Origin of the sequence: uncultured Sunxiuqinia sp., assembly GCF_963974515.1 — a bacterium.
Classification (GTDB): Bacteria; Bacteroidota; Bacteroidia; order Bacteroidales; family Prolixibacteraceae; genus Sunxiuqinia.
On the sequence record NZ_CAXBDD010000023.1, the window covers coordinates 18,767 to 34,806 of the forward strand.

At 45.5% G+C, this 16,040-nt stretch carries 13 protein-coding genes; 11 read left to right on the plus strand and 2 right to left on the minus strand.

Annotated features, from left to right (window positions below; all coding sequences use genetic code 11):
* Positions 1-38: 38 nt before the first annotated feature.
* Positions 39-1,409, minus strand: coding sequence for an NAD(P)/FAD-dependent oxidoreductase (locus AAC033_RS07640; protein ID WP_339736762.1), 1,371 nt, complete (start codon positions 1,407-1,409; stop codon positions 39-41).
* A gap of 429 nt (positions 1,410-1,838) precedes the next feature.
* Here AAC033_RS07640 and AAC033_RS07645 point away from each other — a divergent pair, with 429 nt between their 5' ends.
* From AAC033_RS07645 to AAC033_RS07695, 11 genes are all read left to right on the plus strand, one after another.
* On the plus strand, positions 1,839-2,156 hold the full coding sequence (locus AAC033_RS07645; RefSeq protein ID WP_339736763.1) for a rhodanese-like domain-containing protein: 318 nt from the start codon (positions 1,839-1,841) through the stop codon (positions 2,154-2,156).
* A 46-nt stretch (positions 2,157-2,202) separates the two neighbouring features.
* Positions 2,203-4,866, plus strand: coding sequence for a pyruvate dehydrogenase (acetyl-transferring), homodimeric type (gene aceE, locus AAC033_RS07650; RefSeq protein ID WP_339736764.1), 2,664 nt, complete (start codon positions 2,203-2,205; stop codon positions 4,864-4,866).
* Positions 4,867-4,919: 53 nt separating this feature from the next.
* Positions 4,920-6,365: a 2-oxo acid dehydrogenase subunit E2 gene (locus tag AAC033_RS07655; RefSeq protein ID WP_339736765.1), complete on the plus strand. Its 1,446-nt coding sequence runs from the start codon at positions 4,920-4,922 to the stop codon at positions 6,363-6,365.
* A gap of 12 nt (positions 6,366-6,377) precedes the next feature.
* The gene (lpdA, locus tag AAC033_RS07660) at positions 6,378-7,799 is read left to right on the plus strand and encodes a dihydrolipoyl dehydrogenase (protein ID WP_339736766.1); all 1,422 of its coding nucleotides are present in this window, start codon (positions 6,378-6,380) and stop codon (positions 7,797-7,799) included.
* Between the two features lie 33 nt (positions 7,800-7,832).
* Complete coding sequence (locus AAC033_RS07665) at positions 7,833-8,123, plus strand: ferritin-like domain-containing protein (RefSeq protein WP_339736767.1); 291 nt, start codon at positions 7,833-7,835, stop codon at positions 8,121-8,123.
* Between the two features lie 148 nt (positions 8,124-8,271).
* Complete coding sequence (locus AAC033_RS07670) at positions 8,272-9,081, plus strand: family 1 encapsulin nanocompartment shell protein (protein WP_339736768.1); 810 nt, start codon at positions 8,272-8,274, stop codon at positions 9,079-9,081.
* Between the two features lie 75 nt (positions 9,082-9,156).
* Positions 9,157-9,513, plus strand: coding sequence for an STAS/SEC14 domain-containing protein (locus AAC033_RS07675; RefSeq protein ID WP_339736769.1), 357 nt, complete (start codon positions 9,157-9,159; stop codon positions 9,511-9,513).
* Positions 9,514-9,595: 82 nt separating this feature from the next.
* Positions 9,596-10,450: a hypothetical protein gene (locus AAC033_RS07680; protein WP_339736770.1), complete on the plus strand. Its 855-nt coding sequence runs from the start codon at positions 9,596-9,598 to the stop codon at positions 10,448-10,450.
* Between the two features lie 4 nt (positions 10,451-10,454).
* Positions 10,455-13,181, plus strand: coding sequence for an HAD-IC family P-type ATPase (locus AAC033_RS07685; RefSeq protein ID WP_339736771.1), 2,727 nt, complete (start codon positions 10,455-10,457; stop codon positions 13,179-13,181).
* Position 13,182: 1 nt separating this feature from the next.
* Complete coding sequence (locus AAC033_RS07690; RefSeq protein ID WP_339736772.1) at positions 13,183-13,530, plus strand: DCC1-like thiol-disulfide oxidoreductase family protein; 348 nt, start codon at positions 13,183-13,185, stop codon at positions 13,528-13,530.
* Between the two features lie 96 nt (positions 13,531-13,626).
* Complete coding sequence (locus AAC033_RS07695) at positions 13,627-14,226, plus strand: superoxide dismutase family protein (RefSeq protein ID WP_339736773.1); 600 nt, start codon at positions 13,627-13,629, stop codon at positions 14,224-14,226.
* A 15-nt stretch (positions 14,227-14,241) separates the two neighbouring features.
* Here the strand turns inward: AAC033_RS07695 and AAC033_RS07700 are convergent, their stop codons facing one another.
* On the minus strand, positions 14,242-16,029 hold the full coding sequence (locus AAC033_RS07700; protein WP_339736774.1) for an ABC transporter ATP-binding protein: 1,788 nt from the start codon (positions 16,027-16,029) through the stop codon (positions 14,242-14,244).
* Positions 16,030-16,040 lie beyond the last annotated feature (11 nt).

A 16,040-nucleotide genomic window follows, 5' to 3' on the forward strand; every position in this document is an offset into this window, starting at 1 on the left:
CAGACCTACTGTTGACAATAAGGGCTAACTTCATAATCTTATCCTTCAGCCTCCTGCATTTCTTCGATCATCTCGCGACTCACCGGGTCGCTTTTTTTTGTTGACGGACGGAGGATAAGGCGAATTCCCCGGTCGTAGGTAAAGTAATTCCACGACCAGTTGGCAAATACCACGGCTTTGTTCCGGAAGCCGATCAGAAAGAGCAGGTGCACCACCATCCAGATCAGCCAGCCAAGGGCGCCGCTGAAGTTCAGGTTTCCCGGAAAATCAGCCACTGCTTGATTTCGGCCCACGGTCGCCAACACCCCCTTGTTTTTATATTGAAAGGACTTCATTGTTTGATATTGGTGCAGCCGGTTAAGGTTTTTGGCCAGTTGCCGCCCCTGTTGTATGGCTGCCTGCGCCAATCCTGGTAGCCCTTTCGGGTAGTCCGGATGCTGCATGTGCGCAACATCGCCAATGGCAAAGATGGTTCCGTACGCTTGTTTCTGCTCGTGGTCTACAAAGACGTGATTGGTTTGGTCAACCATCAATTTCCCTTTTTGAATACTTTTTTCTCCAAATCCATCAATCAGGTTGCCCTTCACACCAGCGGCCCAAACCAAGGTTCCTGCCTGTATCGTCGTGTCATTATCCAGTGTTACCACCTGGCCGTCATAATCGCTGGTCATGCAGTTTAGCACCACATTTACACCCATTCTTTCAAGATATTTTTTCGCCTTTCTTCCCGATTTTTCTGACATGGATGGCAATACGCGATCCAGCCCTTCAACCAAATGAATTTGCATACTACCAATATCTAGTTTGGGATAGTCTTTGGGCAATACTTTGTTTTTTAGTTCGGCCAATGCGCCGCAAACTTCAACCCCGGTAGGCCCTGCGCCAACAACCACAAAGGTCATCAGCTTTTTCTTTTCTTCTTGGCTGGTGATGATCTCGGACTTTTCAAACTGCTGGAAGATATGGCTTCGTAAATCCAAGGCATGGGTGACCTGCTTGACAGGAAAGGCGTGTTTGGCTATGTTTTTATTGCCGAAATAGTTGATCTGGGCCCCGGTGGCAATTACAAGGTGGTCGTAGTCCAGCGAGCCCGCTGACGTGTCCAGTGTTTTTGCTTCCGGATCAATCTGGTTGACTTTCAGCATCCGGAAGTGGGTGTCCGGTTTTTGATTAATCACTTTTCTCAGCGGCCCCGCAATCGAATCGGGTTCAAGGCCGGCTGTGGCTACCTGGTATAGCAGGGGTTGAAACGTATGGTAGTTGTACCGGTCGAGCAATACGATCTGAAAATAATCAGGATTGAGATTTTTCAGTAGTTGAACACCACCAAAACCCCCGCCAATGATTACAATTCTGTTTTTTTCTGTGTCCGGTATGTTGATTGAAAAGTGTTGCTCTTGATTCGTCATTTCGATAAACTTTGATACAGAGGGTGAAAAAATCGTTCCAGTTTTCATGCTCATCTGACCGGACTAATCATGTTGAGTCTGTTTTCAGGAACCTATTTGATAATCGCAACAAAGAACATGGAGCCGAGCGGGCTTTTGGAAATTCCTATCGTCTTGGCCGCGCTGAAAAGCTTCGCCGATCTTCTTGAATCGCAGTGTTGACATTCCTGAAGCTTCTCTAATTGCGAGGTGTTAATGCTTTTTTTATGTGGAGTTATTACACGGTTTTTCCTGAAAATTCCACAATTTTATCTCATGCGATGATCTTCCGTTGCGTTTGTACTTCTGACCCGCGCTTTCAACAGCATTGTTTATCAGTTGCTTCTTCATGCCTTATTCGATTATGGTACAAGAATTGCCTTTTTTATCATAACAAAAAAAAAGAATTTCATGGAAAACATAACGACAGAGCAGCTACGAAAAAAGCTGGATAAGAACGACATCGTGCTGATTGAGGTGCTGGATGAAGAACAATATCAAACGTCTCACCTCCCTGGTGCGATTAATATTCCTGTGAGTAGAATAGGAACCGAGGTCAAGCAACGGTTTGAATCAGATCAGGAAATCGTGGTGTACTGTTCCGATGTCGACTGTTCGGCCAGTCCGACAGCAGCCGGGAAATTGGATGATCTTGGATTTGAACATGTTTACGATTACGAGGAAGGAAAGAAAGCCTGGCGGGAGGCTGGCCTGCCAATGGAGAAGTAGCCGGATCAATCAATTTATATTTCATCCAAACATGAAAACAGCAGCTATGACAAAACAAAAGCAAAATAAAATACGCGAGTTCGAAAATAAAGAGTGGCTTGATTCCATCGATTATATCATTGAGCACGACGATGCCGACCGGGTTGACGAGTTGATCGAATTACTGAAAAACCGGATCCGGGAAAAAGGCATCCGCTTGAAAACACCCGTCAATACCCCTTACATCAATACCATATCGCCCAATGAGGAAGAGGACTATCCGGGTGATCGCGAACTGGAGCGAAAAATAAAAAGCATTATTCGCTGGAATGCGATGGCCATGGTGGTTCAGGCGAACAAAAAGCAAGATGGCATTGGAGGGCACATCTCCACTTACGCTTCGTCGGCCACGCTGTACGAAGTTGGGTTCAACCACTTTTTTAAAGGATCGGACAATGGATCATCGGCCGATATGGTTTATTTTCAGGGGCACTCTTCGCCCGGGATTTATGCCCGCTCTTTTTTGGAGGGACGCTTTTCGAAAGAACTTCTGCAAAACTTCCGGCGTGAGCTGAATCCCAAAGGCGGCTTATCTTCTTATCCGCACCCCCGGCTGATGCCCGACTATTGGCGGTTTCCAACAGTTTCGATGGGCTTGGGGCCAATCATGGCCATTTACCAGGCTCGATTTAATAAATACTTGCAGGACAAAGGGCTGCTGGAAGAGTCTGATCAAAAAGTTTGGGCTTTTATTGGCGATGGTGAAATGGATGAACCCGAGTCGTTGGGAGCCATTACGCTGGCTTCGAGAGAAGATTTGGACAACCTGATTTTTGTGGTCAATTGCAACCTGCAACGGCTTGATGGGCCGGTCCGCGGAAACTCATCCATTATTCAGGAGCTGGAAGCGGCCTTTTACGGAGCTGGTTGGAATGTTATAAAAGTGATATTGGGCGAAAATTGGGATCCCTTGTTGGAGAAAGACAAAAGCGGCTTATTGAAAAAGCGGCTGGGTGAACTGGTTGATGGGGAGCGTCAGAAGTTCTCCATTTCCGACGGCGATTTCATCCGCAAGGAATTTTTTGGGAAGTACAAGGAATTGTTGAAACTCGTTGAAGACCTAAGTGACGAAGACTTAGTTAAGTTACGACGCGGCGGCCACGATCCGCTGAAAGTGTACAATGCTTACAAAAGGGCATCCGAATCGACGAGTGGACCAACCGTCATTTTAACACAAACGGTTAAAGGCTATGGCTTGGGCGAGGCAGGCGAAGGCCGCAATATTACGCACCAGCAAAAAAAGCTGAACGAAGAAGAGCTCATCCATTTTCGCGATCGGTTCAATATCCCAATTTCGGATGATGATTTGGCTGAGGCCCCTTTTTACAAGCCGGAGCAAGACAGTAAAGAAATTCAATACCTGAAAAAGCAGCGGGAGAAACTGAACGGATTTTTACCGGTTCGGAACCAGGAAACCGCTGATTTTGAAATGCCGGATTCGAAAGTGTTCGATGAGTTTTTAAAAGGCTCGGGAAACCGGGAGGTGGCCACTACCATGGCTGCGGTACAGCTACTTTCGAAACTCCTGAAAGATAAGAATATCGGAAAACTTATTGTCCCGATTGTCCCCGATGAATCACGGACATTTGGGATGGATGCCTTGTTCAGGCAGGTGGGAATTTACGCGCACAACGGACAACTCTATGAGCCGGTTGACCGCGATAGTCTGTTGTACTACAAGGAAGCTAAAGACGGTGCCATTCTGGAAGAGGGAATTACCGAGGCGGGTTCCATGTCGTCGTTTATTGCAGCAGGCACCGCCTATTCAGCTCACCAAATCAACTGCATCCCGTTCTATGTTTTCTACTCCATGTTCGGCTTTCAGCGGGTAGGCGATTTAATATGGGCCGCGGCCGATGCGCGAACCAAAGGATTTATGCTGGGCGGAACAGCCGGACGGACCACCCTGGCCGGCGAAGGCTTGCAGCACCAGGATGGACACAGTCATTTGCTGGCGCTTTCAGTTCCTACAGTTCAGGCTTACGATCCTGCATTTGCCTATGAGCTGGCGGTTATCGTAAAGAATGGAATCAAGCGCATGTATGTGGACGGCGAAGACATCTTTTACTACATCACCGTGATGAACGAGAAATATAGGATGCCGGCTAAACCGCCCCGGAAGGGTATTGAAGAAGGCATTATTAATGGCATGTATCCATTCCGGAGCAGCCGAAAAAATGAGCACAACCTGCACCTGCTTGGCAGTGGGTCCATTTTGAACGAAGCTTTGAAAGCAGCCGATATTCTGAAAAAAGACTACGACATTTTCTCGGAAGTGTGGAGTGTTACCAGCTACAAGCAATTGTATGACAATGCTATTGAAACGGAGCGCCAAAACCGGTTGAATGATTCAAAAATCAAATCGTATATCGAAGAAGCTGTGGGCAAGGAAAAAGGAATTTTCATTGCGGCTTCGGACTATGTTAAGGCCTTGCCGCTTTCAATTTCAAAATGGTTTCCCGGAACTTTTGAGGCCCTGGGTACCGACGGATTTGGTTTGAGCGAACACCGGACGGAACTTCGTGAACATTTCGAAGTCAATGCAAAACACATCGTTTGGTGTACGCTGTTGGCACTGTATAAACAAAAAAAGCTTGACCAAAAAACATTGAAAGAAGCCAAAGAAAAATTACAGATCACGGGCGAAAAAGAATCTCCGCTCCGAACTTGAATCCGCTACAAAACGAGAATAAAACAGGTAGTAACCATCAAATCAAAATAGAAATGAAGAAAGAAATAAAAATTCCAGATATCGCCGAAAGTGTAGAAACTGGTTTAGTTGCCGGCATCCTGGTTTCTGTTGGCGATAAGATTGACAAAGATCAAGCCTTGGTTGAGATTGAAACCGACAAGGCGACGACCGATATTCCTTCACCTTATGCAGGCGTGGTAGACGAAATTAAAGTGAGTGAAGGTGATGAAGTGAAAGTCAACGAGGTTATCATGATCATTGAAACCGAAGGAAAAGGAGAGGAAGATGTTGATGCGGATGAGGACGAAGATGGTGATGGGGACAAAAAAGAGGATGAACAAGCTTCGAACGACAAAAAATCAAAAAAAGAAAAATCAAAATCGGCAAAGAAGGAAGAACAGGTAGGAGATTCAGAAGATGAGCCTGAAGATTCGGAAGATGATGAGGATGAGAAAGAGCAAGAGGAGGAGGACGAATCATCCGAAGAAAAGGAATCGTCTGATGAGCCGCGGGAAGACGAAGAAGAAGAGGATGAAGAAAGCAAAAAGGATAAAAAGAAAGACTCGGCTGATCTGCCTGCGTCGCCTTCGGTTCGAAGGTTGGCGCGTGAAAAGGACGTTGACCTGAGCATGGTGAAGGGAACCGGGCCAGGTGACCGAATTACAGCTGAAGACGTGAATAAGTATGCTGAACAAGATGATGCTGATGAGCAGGATGAAAAAGCAGACAAGAAAAAAGATGCCAAAGACAAAGGGAAAAAGTCGCCTGATTTTGCCAAATGGGGATTGATTTCGGTTGAGCCGATGAGTCGGATCCGCAAGTTGACGGCAACTAATGTGCAGCAGGCCTGGCAAACCATTCCGCATGTCACCCAGTTTGATGAAGCGGACATTACCAATTTGGAAAATTTCAGGCTAAACAATCAGGATAAAATCACTAAAGCAGGTGGAAAACTGACGGTGACCGCTTTGTTGCTGAAGATTGTAGGTTTTGCCTTGCAGAAGTTTCCCCAGTTCAATGCCAGCCTGGACGAGGCAAACGATCAAATCATTTACAAACATTACTACCATGTTGGCATTGCCGTCGATACCGAGCAGGGGCTGTTGGTTCCTGTGGTTCGCGATGTCAATAAGAAGTCGCTGATTGACATCTCGGTTGAATTGAATGAACTGGCTGAAAAGGCACGTGACAAGAAAATTTCGTCCGACGAAATGCAAGGGGGAAGCTTCACCGTCTCCAATTTGGGTGGAATTGGCGGAACCGGTTTCACACCTATTGTTTATGCACCGCAAGTCGCCATTTTGGGTGTTGCGCGAAGCAAATATCAACAGGTGTTGGTTGATGATGAGTTTCAAAAAAGACTGGTTATTCCGCTGTCGCTTTCTTACGACCACCGCGTGATTGATGGTGCCGATGGTGCACGCTTTCTGCGCTGGATCTGCCAGGTGATTGAAGATCCTTACGCCATATTACAATAAAAACGAATCAAGATGAACAAGGATAAAAAACACGAACTGGTCATTATCGGTGCTGGCCCGGGAGGTTATCGTGCCGCTTTTATGGCTGCCGATCTGGGGCTGAAAGTCACTTTGGTTGATCCGGAAGTCAACCCGGGAGGCGTTTGTCTTTACCGCGGATGCATTCCAACAAAAGCGTTGCTGCACTTATCGAAGATTAAAAAAGACGCAGAAGAGGCGGACATCATGGGGCTGCGGTTTTCTCCGGCGGAAATTGATGTGAAAAAAGTGGGTGACTGGAAAAACAAGGTGGTGAAAAAATTAACCGGGGGTCTGGGGCAATTGGTGAAAGCCCGAAAGATCAATTACATCAGGGCTTACGCCAAATTTATTGATTGGAAGACCCTGGAATTGAATCATGAAAACGGCGATGTGGAAAAGATCACCTTCGAAAAAGCCATAGTAGCAACTGGCGCCACACCGGTCGAACTTCAGGGAATGGAGTTTGACAAGCCCGGTATTTTAAACTCGTCAAAAGCGCTGGAGTTGAAGGAAGTACCAGCCAAATTGCTGGTGATTGGCGGGGGCTATATCGGCCTCGAAATGGCTACGATTTACCATGCGCTTGGTTCAAGAGTTAGCATTGCCGAGCTTACCGATGATTTTATGCCGGGCATGGACAAGGATTTGGTGGCAGAATACAAGAAAGCGTCGGAAGGAACTTTTAAGGACATCTTTCTAAAAACGAAAGTGGTGAAGGTTGGTAAAAAGGGTGAGGTGCTGCAGGTGACTTTCGAAGATCGCGAACAAAAGACATTCCGGAAGCAATACGATCAGGTTTTGGTCGCTGTAGGGCAAAAGCCCAATAGCGGGAATTTGGGGCTGGAGAAAACAGCCATCGAGTTGGATGATCAAGGGTTTATAAAGGTGAATGAGCAGCAGGAAACAACGGGCAAAAATGTGTTTGCCATAGGCGATGTTGCTGGTCCGCCTTTGCTGGCACATAAAGCCAGTTACGAGGGAAAAGTGGCGGCTGAGGTGATTGCCGGGAAAAAGTCAGCCAACGACGCAAAAGTCATTCCGGCAGTGATTTATACCGAACCGGAGATTGCCACCTGTGGACTAAGCGAAAAAGAAGCGAAAGAAAAAAAGATCAGTTACAAAATAGCCAAGTTTCCGTGGACCGCATCAGGTAGGGCCGTGGCGATGAATGAAACCACCGGGTTTACTAAACTTCTGATCAATCCGGACAATGAGCGGATACTGGGAGCTGGAATTGTTGGAAAAAATGCCGGCGACCTGATTCCCGAGCTGGCCCTGGCTATTGAGATGGCAGCAACTGCCGAAGATCTGGCGTTGACCGTTCATCCGCACCCAACACTCAGCGAAACGATTATGGAAGCGGCCGAGCTATTTTATGGACACCCTGCACATACGTTTGTCAAAAAGAAATAGAAAATTAATTGTAAACCTTTTAAAAAGATTAAGATGCAAAATTATCATGAACCACCAACAGAATTATCCGATGAAACACGCGATTATGTTCGTGCCTTGGTTTCGTTGAAAGAAGAAATAGAAGCGGTTGACTGGTATCAGCAGCGCTTGTCGGTTACTACTAATCAGCAGTTAAAAAGAATTTTAGAACACAACCGCAATGAAGAAATCGAACATGCCTGTATGGCATTGGAATGGCTTCGGCGAAACATGAAGGGCTGGGATGAAAAAATGCGCCAGTATCTGTTCACCGAAAAAGATATTGTAAAAATTGAAGATGAATGAAAAAAAAGATGTTATGAGGCGAGCCATGGAAACCACTGTTTAAGCCCAAGGAAATGTTTATTGGCGAGTTTTATACGTTGATGTTCATCAAAGAAGTGATGAAGTTTAGTACGGAAATTATATATAGTTAATTTTAAAAGATAAACATATGAATATTTTAAAGAAATCAATCGCACCAATTACCGATAAGGCTTGGAATGAAATTACGGACAGGACCAGGCAAATTCTGCGAACGTATTTAACTGCCCGGAAATTTGTCGACATTGAGGGGCCCACCGGCCTGGAACAGGGCGGAATTTCTACTGGCCGCTTAATTGTTCCCGAAAACCAGCCGGCTGACGGTGTAAACTATGGAATCAGGGAAATGTTGCCTTTTGTTGAAATTCGTAAACCATTTGAATTGGATTTGTGGGAGCTGGACAACATCGAACGCGGCGCAAAAGATGTCGATTTGACACCACTGGAAGAAGCTGCGAAGGAAATTGCTTTTTTTGAGGAAAAGGTGATTTATGAAGGCTTTGAACCAATCAAGATTAATGGATTGGAGCAGGCCTCGGAAAATCCCTCGGTTAACATTCCGAAAAATACGAATGCATTTTTGAAAGAGCTAGGCAAGCAAATCATCCATTTGAGTCAAAATGGGGTTGAAGGCCCTTATTCCTTGGTTATTACCTCGGCCGAATGGCTTGAGCTGGTGAAGCTTTCCGAAGGTTATCCCATTCAAAAGCAGCTAACGGAGATTTTAGGTGGAAAACTGATTATCAATCACTCCAATAAACATTCGTTTTTGGTTTCGGAACGGGGTGGAGATTACGAACTTATTCAAGGACAAGATATTACTTTGGGCTATGATACACATGACACTCAAAATGTCAAACTCTACCTGACTGCTTCGTTTACGTTCAGAGTTTTGAGCCCCGAAGCGGTTGTTGTTTTTGAAAGTAAGCGGCCGGGTTAGCATCTGAAATCAGACAGATCCAGCCTACATCGAATAGAAAAGTTCACCATTTAACGATTAAAGAAAGGAACCAGTATGTTTAAGTTATTGAATCTGACAAAAGATAATTTGATAGCGATTAAAATTGACGGAAAGGTCCGAAAAGAAGACTATCAAATGATTACCCCTTTGATCAATGGACGCGTCAAAGACTACGGGAAAATCAGGATGTACATTGAAATTGAAAGTATTGAGGGTGTTGAGGCTGCAGCGTTGAAAGAAGATTTGAAAACCTACATCAGACATTTTAACCACATGGAAAAAATTGCTGTTGTTGGTAAAAGTAAATGGCAAAAGTTGTGGTCAAATCTGGCTAGCCCATTTATTTCCGGCGAAATGAAATACTATTCCGAAGAGGAAATTACCGATGCTGTCCGCTGGATTTTGGATTAGCGGATGGTGTCGCTTTAACCCAGATGCCTTTCGATAGTCAACTTTCGAATCAGAAGAGATTTAATTTGAAAAACAGAACGAAATGAGAATAACGATTATAAGTGATATTAAAGGAAATGCGGAAAGTATTATTCCCTATGGATTAAACCTGGCCAAGCATCTGAAGGGTGAGGTGAATCTGGTTCATGTGATTGATTCGCGCATGGCGCAGGGTGTCAGCAGTATGTATGCCGATTCGCAAAGCATTACACCCGGGAATAAGTTTTCGCATGCCGAAATTATGGCGCGCGAAAAACAGCAAGTAGCTATGAAAATTGATCAGGTGTTGAGTAAAGAAGCTTCGAAGTTGAATTACCCTTTAAAAGTCAATGTTGACATTCAAGAGGATAGTATCGAAAACAAAATAACGAATGATTTGAATGAGAGTACCACTTCCTTGCTGGTCTTCAATAAAGAGGCGGATGGAGCTATTTTCGAATCGCAAAAAGAGATCATCGATTGCTGTAAGGATTTCAATGGGATGAGCTTGCTGGTTCCGCCCGGAGAGGAATTTCAACCTTTTTCGAGCGCTGTTTTACCAACTGACTTTAGCGATGGGGAATTCGAGGATTACCGGAATGTTGCGGATTTGATTCGTTTTTTTCATCCGGTTGTCAATGCCGTTGGTATGGCAAATGAGACTGGTGACGAAGTACTGCAACAGTGGGAAGCAAATCTTTCAAAGGTGTTTAACAATTCGTCGGTCAATCATCAAGTTATAACGGCGGGTGACTTTGAGAAGGAAGTTATTGACTTTATTAACCTGCTCGACCCTGACTTGACCATGATTTTTGAGCGACCGCGGAATTTGATCACCAGTATTTTCAAGAAGGAATTTCTGAAAAAAATATTGGAGCAGACTCGCACTCCGGTACTTTTTTGTTCCGGTAAAAAGTAATCGTATGACGAACATCAATCAAAATGAACCCTATCATGCTTACGAAATTGATGTTTGTATGAACGAGCTGGAAAGTAGCAAAGATGGGCTTTCCGGCGAACAAGCTTCTAAGCGGCTCAATGAGTTGGGGGAAAACACCCTACCCAAAAAGGAGCGAACAAGTCCCTTTGTTTTGTTTTTTCGACAGTTTAAAGACCTGTTGGTCATTGTCTTGTTTTTCGCCGCCATCATCGCCTGGTTTGCCGGTCACGTAGTTGATGTGTATGTCATTGTTGGTGTTGTCTTGGCAAATGCGTTGATTGGCTTTTTTCAGGAGTATAAAGCCGAAAAGGCGATCGCCTCGCTCAAGAGTCTCGTTAAGCATCAAGCAAATGTGAAGCGTGATGGAAATCAACTTACGGTTGACGTGAAAGATGTGGTGCCGGGAGATATCTTGGTTCTCAATGCCGGCGAATCGGTTCCTGCCGATGCGCGGATTTTTAGGTTAAAGAATCTTGAAACGACCGAGTCCTCACTAACGGGAGAGTCGATGCCTGTGCAAAAAAAATCGGAAGTAGTAGATGAAGATACTAACCTGGCCGACCGGAAAAACATGCTCTACAAAGGCACGCATATCACGCGTGGAAGCTGTCAGGCCGTTGTTATAGCAACCGGCATAAATACAGAGATTGGAAAGATAGCCCAATCGCTTAGTGAACGGGATCAGGGAGTTAGCAGCTTCAAGAAGAAAACAAATAAGTTGGCAAAAGTAATGGCCGGTTTGGCCGTTTCAACGGCCTTGGTTGTCTTTTTGGTAGGCTATTTTATCCGTGGTTTCGAATTTGAAGAAATTTTGCTGGTCACCATCGCCACCTTGGTTTCGTCAATCCCTGAAGGACTGCCGGCTGTGCTTTCCGTTGTTTTAGCCATTGGCGCCAACCGGATGGCCAGGCACAACGCGATCATACGAGACTTTTCCGCTACTGAAATCGCTGGCTCCTTATCTGTTATCCTAACAGATAAAACCGGAACACTCACTCAAGGAGTTCTTACGGTTAAAAAAATATATACTGCCGATGGTAAAGAATATGAAGTGGAAGGGCAGGGATACAAATTGAAAGGTGGTGTATTGAAGGAGGGACGCGAAGTTGATCCTGATGAGGATGACACGCTGCAAAGAGCCGCCTGGATTGCAGCTTATTCCAACGCTGCGTCTGTTAAAGACGGCGGTGAAGCAAATGATCCGGAATTTTCGGGTGATCCTACAGAGTTGGCCCTGTTGATTTTAGCTAAAAAGCTTGGAATGAGAAAGCCGGATCTGGCGTCTGGTATTGATCTGATTGATGATCTTCCGTTCAATTCGAAGCAGAAATTCAGGGCTAGCCTCGTCCGCTTTTCGGATGATCAGCAACAGGAAGTGATTGGATTTGGAGCTCCTGAGAAGATTCTGTCACTTAGTACGAAAATTTACTTGGATAATCAGCCTTCAGAGCTAAGAGGTGAAGACAAAGAGCGACTCCTAAACCAGATTGAATCGTATGGAAAAAAGGCGATGCGGGTAATTGCTTATGGATTTAAGGAGGCCGATAGCGATAAAAAGGCGATTTCTGTCGACGATGTGGACAAACTGGTTTTCGCTGGTTTCTTCGCCATTTCGGATCCGCTTCGCGATGAGGTGACAGAGGCAGTTTCCAAGTGTAAAAAAGCAGGAATCCGGGTGATGATGGTTACCGGAGATCATAAAAATACGGCCGTCGCCATTGCGCGGGAGGCAGGAATACTGGATAAGGAAAGAGGGGATAATGCAATACCCGAGGCACTTTCGGAAGAGGAGTTGGATGTGGACGATCAAGAATTTGGTGACTATGTTGATACCGTCAATGTTTTTGCGCGGGTAAGTCCGAAAACCAAGCTGAGAATCTCAGAATATCTCCAGAAAAAAGGCCAAATCATAGGAATGACTGGTGACGGCGTGAATGACGCGCCGGCATTGAAATCGGCCGATGTTGGTTTCGCCATGGGGCAAAAGGGGACTGACGTGGCTAAGGACGCATCAGAGATGGTTCTTTCGGATGATAACTTTGCGAGCGTTGTTGACGCGATTCAACAGGGACGAATTGTTTTCAGAAACATCCGACAAACCAGTTTTTTTCTTATTACCACCAACTTTGCGGCAACAGCTACTTTAATAACTGCTATTGCCATCGGCCTTCCGGTTCCGCTGCTGGCAACCCAAATTTTATGGATCAACCTGGTTACGGACGGAATTATGGATATTGCCCTGGCAACCGAACCTGGGAGTGACGATGTAATGGATCAGAAGCCAATCCAAGGGGATGAGCAAATCCTGAACAAGCAAATTTTTCCTTACGTCCTGATTATCGCTCCTGTCATGGTTATACTGGCCTTGCTGGCGTTTGACAATTACCGGGACGATAGTGTTGAAAAAGCTAGAACGGCTGCATTTTTGGTTATTGCCATGACCCAGGTTTGGAATGCTTTAAACATGCGATCGCTTAAAAAGTCCGTGTTTAAGATTGGCCTCTTTAAAAATAGATGGATCAACGTGGCGTTTATCGTGTCTATCATTCTTCAATACTTGGCGATAAAGCTGCCATTTATGCAGAATATTTTCCAATTTGAAAATTTACCCTGGCTGGATATTTTGATCATCACACTCTTATCGTCCCTTGTTTTTATACTGGGTGAAGTGTACAAATATTTCCAGGCCAAGAGGCAGAAGAATAAATGATATGAATGAAAAGCCAATTTTATTGATTGATCATGAATGCACGCTATGTAGCAGCTTGGTGGCGTTTATCGAACGTAAGGGAGCAGGTGACAAGTTCCGGATTCTTTCATTGTATAAAGAGGAAGGGAAACAAGTGCTGGTTGAAAATGGCTTGCCTGCCGACTACGATGATTCTGTTGTATTGATTGAAGGGACAAATGTTTATTTGCATTCAGACGCTGCAATCCGGATCTCGGCCAAGCTTGGCGGGGCTTGGCGTTTTTTGATTTTGCTGAAGGTTGTTCCGCGCCTAATCCGCGACAGGATTTATCGAATGATTGCCAAGCACCGGCACAAAATTTTACAATAGGACGATTCTTCGCTTACGTGCTTTACGACTGGAGAGTCATCGGTAGTTAGGCGGATAGTCATAAAAAGAAATATTCACACATAAAAATTAAATATTATGAAAAAACAGAGATTAGTAGCTAATTGGATGATTATCGTTGTTGTTGGTTTTGCCCTTCAGGCTTGTAACCAGCGAAGAGATAGCAAACAGGAGAATGTTTCTTCGGTGATGCATGATAAAGTGGGAGAGGCGCTGGATAGTGATAGAATAACGAAGGCTGTCTGTGTCCTTCATCCAACAGGAGGCAATGATGTGACTGGAACAGTTACTTTTTCACAATCTGGAGCCGGCGTTGTGGTAGTGGCTGATGTGGAAGGGCTCACCCCGGGGAAACACGGCTTTCATATTCACCAGTATGGCGATTGTTCCAGTTTGGATGCTACCTCGGCGGGAGGCCACTTTAACCCGGACGAAAAACAGCATGGTGCTCCCGCCGCTGAGATGAGGCATGTTGGAGATCTGGGAAACCTTGAGGCCGATCAAAATGGAAGAGCGACTTATGAGCAGGTTGATTCGTCCATAAGCTTAAACGGTGACCATTCAATTATTGGTCGCGCCATCATCGTACACGCTGGCGAAGATGACTTAACTTCGCAGCCAACCGGAAATGCCGGAGCCAGAGTGGCTTGTGGCGTGATCGGTATTAGTCAGGAGTAAATTGGAGGGCGAAATTTATTTGTCTTCCGGTTTATTCTCTTCCTGTAGCTGATGAAGCAAGCGGGCGTATTTCCCATCCTGGCGCAACAATTCAGCGTGATTGCCACGTTCGATGATTTCACCATTTTCCAGTACCAAAATAATATCCGAGTTTTTAATGGTGCTCAGCCGGTGGGCCACTGCGATCACGGTTTTCAGTGAAAAAATATTGGCGATGGCTTGCTGGATGTATTGCTCGGTCAAAGAGTCAACGGCGCTCGTTGCTTCGTCAAGGATGATGAGTTCGCTGTTTCCGGCAATGGCCCGGGCAAAGGAAATGAGCTGGGCTTGCCCTTTCGACAGGTTGTCGCCATTGTCTTGAATAACAAACTGGTAACCACCAGGGAGCTGGTTGATAAAGTGATTGGCAAAGACGAACGAAGCGGCCTGTTCAACATCGCTTTTAGAAATCGATTCGCGTCCCAGCGAGATGTTGAATTCAATGGTATTGTTGAACATGAAAATGTCCTGCTGCATGACCGATATTGTTTCGCGAACCTGGGCAATTGGGAGGTCGGTCAATTCAATGCCATTAATTTTGATGGAGCCCCGATAGCCAGTGTAGGTTTTCGTCAGAAGTTTGATGATGGTCGATTTGCCGGAGCCTGTTGTTCCCACCAAGGCCAACCGGTCGCCCTTCCGGAGCTTAAACGATACATTTTTTAAGACATCGGGTGTGTCTTCTGAATAGCGGAAATAGACATTTTTAAATTCAATTTCGCTTACCTGCAAGGGCGGCGGTGTTTGGCTTGTCTGCGGTGCTTTGGGATCCTCCACTTGCTGGTCAAACAGCTCGCTGATGTGTTCGAGCGCTGATAAGGCCCGCTGAATGGTCGAGATTTGCTGGGCAAATTGTTTGACCGGGATAAACAGCCGCTCCAGCGTGGTGACAAATACAATGAGGATCCCCAAGGTAAACCCGAAGTCCCAGATTTGGATAGCGCCATACCAAATGACTATGGCGGTGGCCACCGAGGTTATTCCTTCAACAAGCGAATAAAGTGCCGAATCGTAGATGTTTGAATTGTTCTGGGCGTCGCAGTATTCTTTGTTTAGTTTGTCGTACTTTTCGAACGCTTCACTTTCGGCCGCATAAAGCTGAACGGTTTTCATGCCGTTGAGCGACTCCTGAAGATATGCAGCCGATTTGGCCAAGCTGGTTCGGGAATTGTTGTAAGCCATTCGGATTTTTTTTCGCAGGTAGCTCATGATCAAGATAATAACGGGAACAACAATGAGCAGAACCAGCGTCAGCCGCCAGTTTAGGTAAAACAGGTAACCAACCAGAGCCAGCGTTTTGATGCTGTCGGCCAGAAGTCCCAGGATGCCTTGAGCAAACGATTCGGAAATAGATTCCATATCGCTGGTTAGGCGCGATAATGTAACACCAATCGGCTTTTTATCGAAGTAGCTGAGCGGAAAACGCAGCGATTTCCCGAATAGTTGTTTCCGCAGGTCCACAATGGCCAGCCCGCCTGATTTTGAGAAGGAGTAGCTGTAAATACCATCAAACAGCAGGTTGACGAGTAGCACAATCGCCAGCAAACCAATTTGAAGAACCAAGCCTTCGCGATTTCCCGGAACGATGTAGTTGTCGATGATATTTTCGACCAGCCAAAGAAATAAAATACCAGCAATCGTGGTAACCGGAATGGAGGCAAGGCTTATGAAAAGCCACTTTTTATGCGGCACGAAGTAATGTGCAAACCTTCGTAGCAGTTGCCAGTCTTTGGTTTTAATTATTTTCTGTGTTGCGTTTATCATCGGTTCCCAAT

Excerpts from the sequence above, each read along its gene's own strand:
- AAC033_RS07680 (WP_339736770.1), top strand. The coding sequence starts at position 9,596 with ATGAGAATAACGATTATAAGTGATATTAAAGGAAATGCGGAAAGTATT.
- AAC033_RS07640 (WP_339736762.1), bottom strand. The coding sequence starts at position 1,409 with ATGACGAATCAAGAGCAACACTTTTCAATCAACATACCGGACACAGAA.
- AAC033_RS07670 (WP_339736768.1), top strand. The coding sequence starts at position 8,272 with ATGAATATTTTAAAGAAATCAATCGCACCAATTACCGATAAGGCTTGG.
- AAC033_RS07675 (WP_339736769.1), top strand. The coding sequence starts at position 9,157 with ATGTTTAAGTTATTGAATCTGACAAAAGATAATTTGATAGCGATTAAA.
- AAC033_RS07655 (WP_339736765.1), top strand. The coding sequence starts at position 4,920 with ATGAAGAAAGAAATAAAAATTCCAGATATCGCCGAAAGTGTAGAAACT.
- AAC033_RS07685 (WP_339736771.1), top strand. The coding sequence starts at position 10,455 with ATGACGAACATCAATCAAAATGAACCCTATCATGCTTACGAAATTGAT.
- lpdA (WP_339736766.1), top strand. The coding sequence starts at position 6,378 with ATGAACAAGGATAAAAAACACGAACTGGTCATTATCGGTGCTGGCCCG.
- AAC033_RS07690 (WP_339736772.1), top strand. The coding sequence starts at position 13,183 with ATGAATGAAAAGCCAATTTTATTGATTGATCATGAATGCACGCTATGT.
- AAC033_RS07695 (WP_339736773.1), top strand. The coding sequence starts at position 13,627 with ATGAAAAAACAGAGATTAGTAGCTAATTGGATGATTATCGTTGTTGTT.
- AAC033_RS07665 (WP_339736767.1), top strand. The coding sequence starts at position 7,833 with ATGCAAAATTATCATGAACCACCAACAGAATTATCCGATGAAACACGC.
- AAC033_RS07700 (WP_339736774.1), bottom strand. The coding sequence starts at position 16,029 with ATGATAAACGCAACACAGAAAATAATTAAAACCAAAGACTGGCAACTG.
- AAC033_RS07645 (WP_339736763.1), top strand. The coding sequence starts at position 1,839 with ATGGAAAACATAACGACAGAGCAGCTACGAAAAAAGCTGGATAAGAAC.
- aceE (WP_339736764.1), top strand. The coding sequence starts at position 2,203 with ATGACAAAACAAAAGCAAAATAAAATACGCGAGTTCGAAAATAAAGAG.